Genomic DNA, 7,103 nt, shown 5'->3' with positions numbered 1-7,103 from the left:
CGTCTCGGGCTCGGCTCGGGGGGTGCGGACGTCGGCGCGCCGGGGCACGGCCGGGGTGGGCGTGGGCGCACGCCCGGCGGCGCTGCTCCCCCGCGCGGGCAGCTGGGGTTCACGCAGCGGGGCCACGGGCGCTGCCGGGGTGGCCACGGAGGCGCCCCAGGCCGACTCGGCCGGCAACGAGCCGGAGACGCGCTGGGTGACGTCCGGCAGTGGTGCGCTGGGCTCGGCCGCCCAGCTCGGCATGCCCGTCGTCATCGGGGCCGCGGTCGAGCCGGTGGACCCCGCACGCCGGCCACCCGACGGCGGAGGCGCGGGGCGGGCGACCGGCGGCGCGGTGCGGTGCTCCAGGGCGGGCACGCCCGGCGAGGAGCTGAGCGGGACGGGGGCCGGCGTCGCGGCGGTCAACGGGCCGGAGACCGGCGGCACCGGCCGCGGGGCGGGGGTCCGTGGACCGGCGACCGCGGGGCGCTCCCCGGCGGTGGCGGGAGGGGCCTGGTCCGTCCGTCGCCGGCCACTGCCGGGGGGCGGTGCGCTGGGTCGGCCGGCCGGCCGGCGGAGCAACGGGTCCTCGCCCGCCGGAAGCAGGCCCTCGCGCCGGCGCTCGGCCCGGCTCTGCCGGGGCAGGGTCATCGCCGCGTCGCTGTCGGGCGCGGGCCGCTGGGGCCGGCGTGGGGTCACCGAGCGGGGAGCCGCCTCGGCCGGACGCGCGGCCTCGACGGGTGGCTGGACGGGCGGGTCGGTGCGTCGACGTGCCGGGCTCGGGGTCGCGTCGGACGGACTTCCCTCACCGAACGGCGCCGCATGCCTCCCCACAGTGAGACAGGCTAGTCGCGACGGAGGTCCGTGCCCAGGACCCTGCCGGAGCGCTGACGCTGCCGCCCGGCGCGCATCCGGCGCAGCCGACGCACCAGCAGCGGGTCGACGACGAGGGCCTCCGGACGGTCGATCAGGGCGTTGAGCACCTGGTAGTAGCGGGTGGACGTCATCCCGAAGCGCTCCCGGATGGCGGCTTCCTTGGCGCCCGGGAAGCGCCACCACTGACGTTCGAAGGCCAGGATCTCCCGTTCTCGATCGGGCAGGCCCGCAGCCGTGTCGTCCCCAGGCGCCCCGCCCGTCACAGCAGCCCCGTCCGCTGCGGTCGCCTGCGCCGTCCCGGGCTCGGTCCCGACCACCGCCGTGCGCTCGTCCGCCGTCGGCCCGGCGGGCTGCACGGGGTCGTCGCTCATGGTCGTGCCTCCGAGGGAAGGGCGTCGGCCAGGCGCGCCTGGCCCCGGGTTCCGGACCCCGTCGACGGTAGCCGCGTGGCAGCCGCTCCGGAGCGGCTGGCACCGGGGCGCGTCGGCAACCCGTGGAAGACCGGTCAGATGCCGGCCGGCACGGGTGCGGCGGCCCGCCGGTTGCTGTGCGCGTTGCGCAGCATGTCGGCGGTGAAGACGGCCAGCGCGAGCCAGACGACGGCGAAGCCCACGAGCCGGGCCGGCGGCATCGGCTCGTGGTAGACGAAGACGCCGATGGCCAGCTGGATCAGCGGCGTGACGTACTGCAGCAGGCCGATCGTCGACAACGGCACCCGGCGGGTGGCGGCGGCGAACAGCAGCAGCGGGACGGCGGTGGCCAGACCCGAGCTGGCCAGCAGCAGCCCGTTCCCCACGCCCGCCGTCCCGAAGGCGGCCTCGCCCTGGGCGCCCAGCACGCCGATGACGACCAGCGCGGGGAGGAACACGACCGCCGTCTCCACGAACAGACCGGGCGCGGCATCGACCCGGACCAGCTTCTTCATCAGGCCGTAGAGGCCGAAGCTCACGGCCAGGGCGAGGGAGATCCACGGCGGGTGGCCGTAGTCGACGGTCAGCACGACGACCGCCACCACGGCGGTGCCGACGGCGACCCACTGCAGCCGGCGCAGCCGCTCCCGGAAGAACACCACCCCGAACAGGACGCTGACCAGCGGGTTGATGAAGTACCCCAGCGACGCCTCGACCACGTGCCCGGAGTTCACCGCGTAGACGTAGACCAGCCAGTTCACCGCGATCAGCACCGCGGCGACCGCCAGCACCAGCAGCGCCCGCCGGTCGGTGACGACGGCGCGCACCTGGCTCCAGCCCCGCCGGACGGTGAGCAGGAGCCCCACGAACAGCAGCGACCAGACCACCCGGTGCGCGACGATCTCCAGCCCGCCGGCCGGCTCGAGCAGGGGGAAGTAGAGGGGGAAGACCCCCCACAGGGCGTAGGCGCCGAGGCCGGCCCCCACCCCCACACGCCGTTCGTCCACCGGCGCACCGTACGCCCGCCCACCCTCGGGTCCGCAGCGGTGGGACCCACCCGGACCACCGCCCTCCTGCGTCAGCCGCAGGCCTACCGTGGGCGACGTGCACGCGGGACGCCCCAACCCGGCCCAGTGGCTCTGGTACGCCTACGGCGGCGGGCTGCCGCCCTCGCTGTCGGACTGGGTCCTCGACGACACGACCAGGCGCAGCTGGGTGTGGCGGCACCTGGCCCGCGCCCTGGTGCAGCTCGCCCCGGTCCTCCTGCTGTGCCTGCTGGTCCCGCCGGTGCCCTTCGACATCCGGCTCACCGCGACCCTGGGCGGGGTGGTCATCGGGCTGCTGTTCTCGGTGGCCTACATGACCGAGACGACCGAGCACCGTGCGGTCAAGGCCGGCTGGCCGCCGGGGACGACGGCCGCGCGGCGGGCCGAGCGGGCCGAGCGGGAGCGGATCGAGCGCCAGGCCCGGTACCGCTCCGGCGGCGCGGGCAGCTACGACTGAGGAAGGACCCCCTCGCCCCCCACCACTCGCGAGCTCGCGACGGGCCCCTGCGAGGGGGCCGCACGACCCGCCGGCCGGTGCTCGTCGCTGGTGGGGCCGGGCCAGGCGTGGACCGCTAGTCCTCGACGCGGAACCCGATCTTCATCGTCACCTGGAAGTAGGCGACGTCGCCGTCGACGACCTGGCCGCGGATCTCCTGGGTCTGGAACCACTCGATGTGGCGGACCGTCTCCGAGGCCTTGCGCACCGCCGTGCGGATGGCGTCGTCGACGCTCGTGGTGGAGCTGCCGACGATCTCGCTCAGCCGGTACACGTGGTCGCTCACGACGGGACTCCTCGACGCCGACTGCCCGGACGGCAGCGCTCGGCCTCGACCCTGGCACGCCCCGGCGCGGCCCGCGAGAGGGGTGGAGCCCCATGTCCGGATTGAACGGACGACCTTCCGCTTACAAGGCGGGTGCTCTACCACTGAGCTAATGGGGCGACGCGCTGATCGGGCGCCGCAGAGCAGGCTACCGGGGGCGGGTCGGGGCCAGCGGTGACCGTCGCACCCGGTCGGTCCTTCAGGCGGCGTCGTAGCCGGCCGCGGGGTCGCCGGAGACGTACTCCGCCGGGTCGCTGTCGACGGTCGCCCCGGCGGTGAGCCAGCGGGCGAACCCCGCGGGGTCGCGGCGCTCCAGCTCGTCCAGCGCCTCCTGCCGGCGGCGCACCAGCTCCTGCCGGGCCACCGGTTCGCGGGTCTCGGCCAGCGCCGCCGACGTGCGCACCCACTCCCGGCCCAGCGCCGGCACCGACAGCGCCCGCACCCACCCGTCGTCGGCGGCCAGCGGCAGCACGAGGGCCGGGGCGGCCCGCCGGTCCTCCCGCACCCGCCGCACCCCCCACCGGACCAGCAGCACCAGCACCCCGGTGGCCGCCACGAACACCGTCATGGCGCCGCCGGCCAGCACGGCGCAGCCGCTGAGCACGAGCAGCACGGCCACGGTGACGACGGCACTGCGCCAGGCGGCGTCGACGGCCGCCTGCCGCGGGTCCCGGACCGCCGCGTCCCGGGCGATGCCCGCGCCGAGGCAGGCGGCGACGCCCGCGGCCAGCGCCACGGCGACCAGACCGGGCAGCCCGAGCGACACACCGCCGACCGCCGCCAGCGCGCCGCCGACCAGCACGGACATGCCCAGGGCGGCGCGGGTGAGCAGGACAGGGAGGGGCACGGGTGGCCTCCAGGCAGCGAGCGGGTGAGGGGTGTCGGGCGTCCCGTTCCCCGCACCAGGCTTGATCACCCCTGCCGACGGTGCGGCGCAGTGACGGCCGCCGTCCCCCGGCGAGCGACGTCCAGCTGATTCACAGCTCACCACCAGTCGCGAGCCAGTCCGAGGGCGCACAGTGGTGTCTTCGCGGCGGGGAGGTCCTGCCGTGAGGAGGGACTTCCCGTGAGTGAGCAGAACCGCCCGGCCGACGAGACGGGCCTCGGCGCCGACCGCGCGGCCGGTTCCGGCTGGGCGCCACAGCAGAGCCGCCCGGCGTCCACCCACCAGACCCCCGGCTCCGGGCAGCCCGCGAGCGCACCGACCGAGCAGTTCCCGACCGCCGGTGCCACCGAGCAGCCGTCGGCCACCCCGCCGTTCGCGGCCGCCCCCGCGACGGCGCACCAGCCGTGGCCGCCGGCCGGCTACGGCACCGCCGGGTACCAGCGCACCCTGGGGGCGAGCGCACCCGCCGGTTCCGTGCCCCCCGCCGGTGCCGTGCCCCCCGCCTTCCAGACCCAGACCCAGGCCTTCCCTCAGCCGTCCTACGGCCCGCAGCCCTTCCCCGCCGCGGCCGCGCCGGCGCGGCGGACCGGGCGCTGGCGGCTGGGCGTGGCCGGACTGGTCGCCGGTGCGCTGATCGGCGGTGGCGCCGGCGCCGGCGTGGTCGCGCTGAGCGACGTGGACACCGTGGTCAGCGCCAGCGGGACGAGCGCGCAGCCCGTCGTCATCAAGGACGCCGAGAAGGCCACGAGCACGACGGCCGCGGCCGCCGCGGCGGCCCCCAGCGTGGTCACCCTGTACGTGAGCGCCGCCGCGGGCTCGGGGTCGGGCTCCGGCGTCGTCATGTCCGAGGACGGCTACGTGCTCACCAACAACCACGTGGTCAGCCTGGACAGCAGCACCGACGACGTGACCGTGCAGGTGCGCACCTCCGACGGGACGGTCTACGACGCCACCGTCGTCGGCACGGACCCGAGCAACGACCTCGCCGTGGTCAAGCTCTCCGACGCCGGCGGGCTGACCCCGGCGGTCTTCGCCGACTCCGAAGCCGTCCAGGTCGGCGACCTCGCGGTCGCCATCGGTGCGCCGCTGGGCCTGACCAACACGGTCACCGACGGGATCATCAGCGCCACCAACCGGGCGGTGCAGGCCGGGTCGACCCAGGACGAGAACACGGTGATCGACGCCCTGCAGACCGACGCGGCCATCAACCCGGGCAACTCCGGCGGTGCGCTGGTGAACGCCGACGGCGAGGTCATCGGCATCAACACCGCGATCGCGTCGGTCGCCAGCACCGGCCTGCCGGGCCAGGAGTCGACCAGCGGGAACATCGGCGTCGGCTTCGCCATCCCGTCGAACACCGCGCAGCGGATCGCCGAGCAGATCATCGACACCGGCTCGGCGACGCACGCCCTGCTCGGGGTCAGCGCCCGCACCGCGGCCGACCCCGGCTCCGCCGTGGGGCAGGGCGCCCAGGTGGCCACGGTCTCCGAGGGCTCCGCCGCCGACGAGGCCGGCCTGCAGGCCGGTGACGTGATCACCGCGGTCGGCGACCGGCCGATCACCACCTCCACCGAGCTGACCGCCGCGATCCGCAGCGCCCAGCCCGGCGACGACGTCACGCTGACCGTCCGTCGCGGCGGGGACAGCACCGAGGTCGAGGTCACCCTCGACGAGACCTCGGAGTGAGGTAGGACCCCACTGACCGACGACCCCGGTGTCGCCCCCGCGGCCCCGGGGTCGTCGCACGTCCGGCGTGGGGTGTCCCGCCCCGACGCCTAGGCTCGGCCGGGTGCCCGGACCCCAGCTGACCACCCCGCTGGCCGAGTCGCTCGACGACCCCCAGCGCGCCCGCGACCTGGCCAAGATGAAACGGCTGGCCACTGGGCTGTTCGTCCTCGCCGCCCTGGTCTTCCTCGGCTGCGTGCTGCTGGGCGAGGAGGCGGGCAGCTGGGTCGGGTACGTCCGGGCCACCGCGGAGGCGTCCATGGTCGGCGCGCTGGCCGACTGGTTCGCCGTCACCGCGCTGTTCCGGCACCCGCTGCGGCTGCCGATCCCGCACACCGCGATCATCCCGCGCAAGAAGGACCAGATCGGCACCAGCCTGGGCACCTTCGTCCGGGAGAACTTCCTGACCCGGGCGGTCGTCGACGAGCGGCTGGCCACCGTCGACGTCCCCGGTCGGCTGGGCGAGTTCCTGGCCGCCCCCGGCCGGGCCGAGCGGCTGGCCGGCGACGCCGGTGCCGCCCTCGGCGGGCTGACCGACCTGCTGAAGGACGACGAGCTGCAGCCCGCCGTCGCCGCCTTCGTCGACCGCAAGCTCCGGGAGACCCCTGCCGCGCCGGCCGTGGCCCGCGGCATCGAGCTCGTCGTCGACGGCGACCGGCACCAGGAGGTGCTCTCCGCGGGGCTCACCGGGCTGGCCAACTTCCTGGCCGACAACCGGCTGGTCTTCCGCACCCGGCTCGGCGACGCCTCCCCCGCCTGGGTGCCCGACTGGGTCGACGACCGGGTGTTCGACCGGGTGTTCGACCTGCTCCAGGGCTTCCTCGCCGAGGTGGGCGCGGACTCCCGGCACGAGCTGCGCCGCAGCTACGACAAGCGACTGCGGGCCTACGTGCACACGCTCCGCACCGATCCGGAGGCCGCGGCCCGGGTCGAGCGGTTCAAGGAGGAGCTGCTGGACCACCCGGCGGTGCGCACCTGGTCGGGCTCGCTGTGGAGCACGGCGAAGAGCGCGGTCGTCACCGCCGCGGCCGACCCGGACTCCGAGCTGCGGGCGCGGGTGGTCGGGCTGATCCGCTCCGGCGCGCAGCTGCTGCAGACCGACCCGACGGTGCGTGAACTGGTGCAGCGGCAGTCCCAGCGGGCCGCCGGGTACGCCGTCGAGCGGTTCTCCGGTGACGTCGCCGACCTGGTGGGCACCACCGTGGCCCGCTGGGACACCGAGGAGACCAGCCGGCGGATCGAGCTCCAGGTGGGCCGTGACCTGCAGTGGATCCGGGTGAACGGCACCGTCGTGGGCGGCCTGGCCGGCCTGGTGATCTACACCGTCGCCCAGCTGCTCGGCTGATCACCGCCCGAGGGT

7 protein-coding genes, 1 tRNA gene and 1 pseudogene are annotated in these 7,103 nt (G+C 75.9%); 3 read left to right on the top strand and 6 right to left on the bottom strand.

Annotation, left to right across the window (positions count from 1 at the left end; all coding sequences use genetic code 11):
- The 3 genes and pseudogenes from IN07_RS06925 to rarD form a co-directional block, all read right to left on the bottom strand.
- A pseudogene (locus tag IN07_RS06925) lies at positions 1 to 630 on the bottom strand (hypothetical protein); the annotation flags it as partial.
- Positions 631 to 824: 194 nt separating this feature from the next.
- Positions 825 to 1,226: a DUF3263 domain-containing protein gene (locus IN07_RS06920; RefSeq protein WP_081975246.1), complete on the bottom strand. Its 402-nt coding sequence runs from the start codon at positions 1,224 to 1,226 to the stop codon at positions 825 to 827.
- Between the two features lie 134 nt (positions 1,227 to 1,360).
- Positions 1,361 to 2,272, bottom strand: coding sequence for an EamA family transporter RarD (gene rarD, locus IN07_RS06915; RefSeq protein ID WP_036334621.1), 912 nt, complete (start codon positions 2,270 to 2,272; stop codon positions 1,361 to 1,363).
- 97 nt (positions 2,273 to 2,369) lie between these two features.
- Between rarD and IN07_RS06910 the strand changes: the two genes are divergently transcribed.
- Positions 2,370 to 2,768 (top strand): DUF5313 family protein, encoded by a 399-nt coding sequence (locus IN07_RS06910; RefSeq protein ID WP_052090981.1) that lies wholly within the window; start codon positions 2,370 to 2,372, stop codon positions 2,766 to 2,768.
- A gap of 115 nt (positions 2,769 to 2,883) precedes the next feature.
- On the opposite strand, the gene IN07_RS06905 is transcribed toward IN07_RS06910, so the two are convergent.
- From IN07_RS06905 to IN07_RS06895, 3 genes are all read right to left on the bottom strand, one after another.
- Positions 2,884 to 3,093: a dodecin gene (locus IN07_RS06905; RefSeq protein ID WP_036334618.1), complete on the bottom strand. Its 210-nt coding sequence runs from the start codon at positions 3,091 to 3,093 to the stop codon at positions 2,884 to 2,886.
- Positions 3,094 to 3,176: 83 nt separating this feature from the next.
- Positions 3,177 to 3,251 (bottom strand) — tRNA-Thr (locus IN07_RS06900).
- An 80-nt stretch (positions 3,252 to 3,331) separates the two neighbouring features.
- Positions 3,332 to 3,979, bottom strand: coding sequence for a hypothetical protein (locus IN07_RS06895; protein WP_036334616.1), 648 nt, complete (start codon positions 3,977 to 3,979; stop codon positions 3,332 to 3,334).
- A 219-nt stretch (positions 3,980 to 4,198) separates the two neighbouring features.
- Between IN07_RS06895 and IN07_RS06890 the strand changes: the two genes are divergently transcribed.
- Both IN07_RS06890 and IN07_RS06885 read left to right on the top strand, forming a co-directional pair.
- Entirely contained in the window at positions 4,199 to 5,704 is a 1,506-nt protein-coding gene (locus tag IN07_RS06890) for a S1C family serine protease (protein WP_036334615.1), read from the top strand.
- A gap of 103 nt (positions 5,705 to 5,807) precedes the next feature.
- Positions 5,808 to 7,088: a DUF445 domain-containing protein gene (locus IN07_RS06885; RefSeq protein WP_052090974.1), complete on the top strand. Its 1,281-nt coding sequence runs from the start codon at positions 5,808 to 5,810 to the stop codon at positions 7,086 to 7,088.
- The last annotated feature ends 15 nt before the right edge of the window (positions 7,089 to 7,103 follow it).

Source organism: Modestobacter caceresii (genome assembly GCF_000761485.1).
Taxonomy (GTDB): Bacteria; Actinomycetota; Actinomycetes; order Mycobacteriales; family Geodermatophilaceae; genus Modestobacter; species Modestobacter caceresii.
This window is presented reverse-complemented; position numbering and strand designations above follow the sequence as displayed.

What these genes read in the sequence shown, in the direction of transcription:
- IN07_RS06920 (WP_081975246.1), bottom strand. Translation starts at nt 1,226, where the DNA reads ATGAGCGACGACCCCGTGCAGCCCGCCGGGCCGACGGCGGACGAGCGC.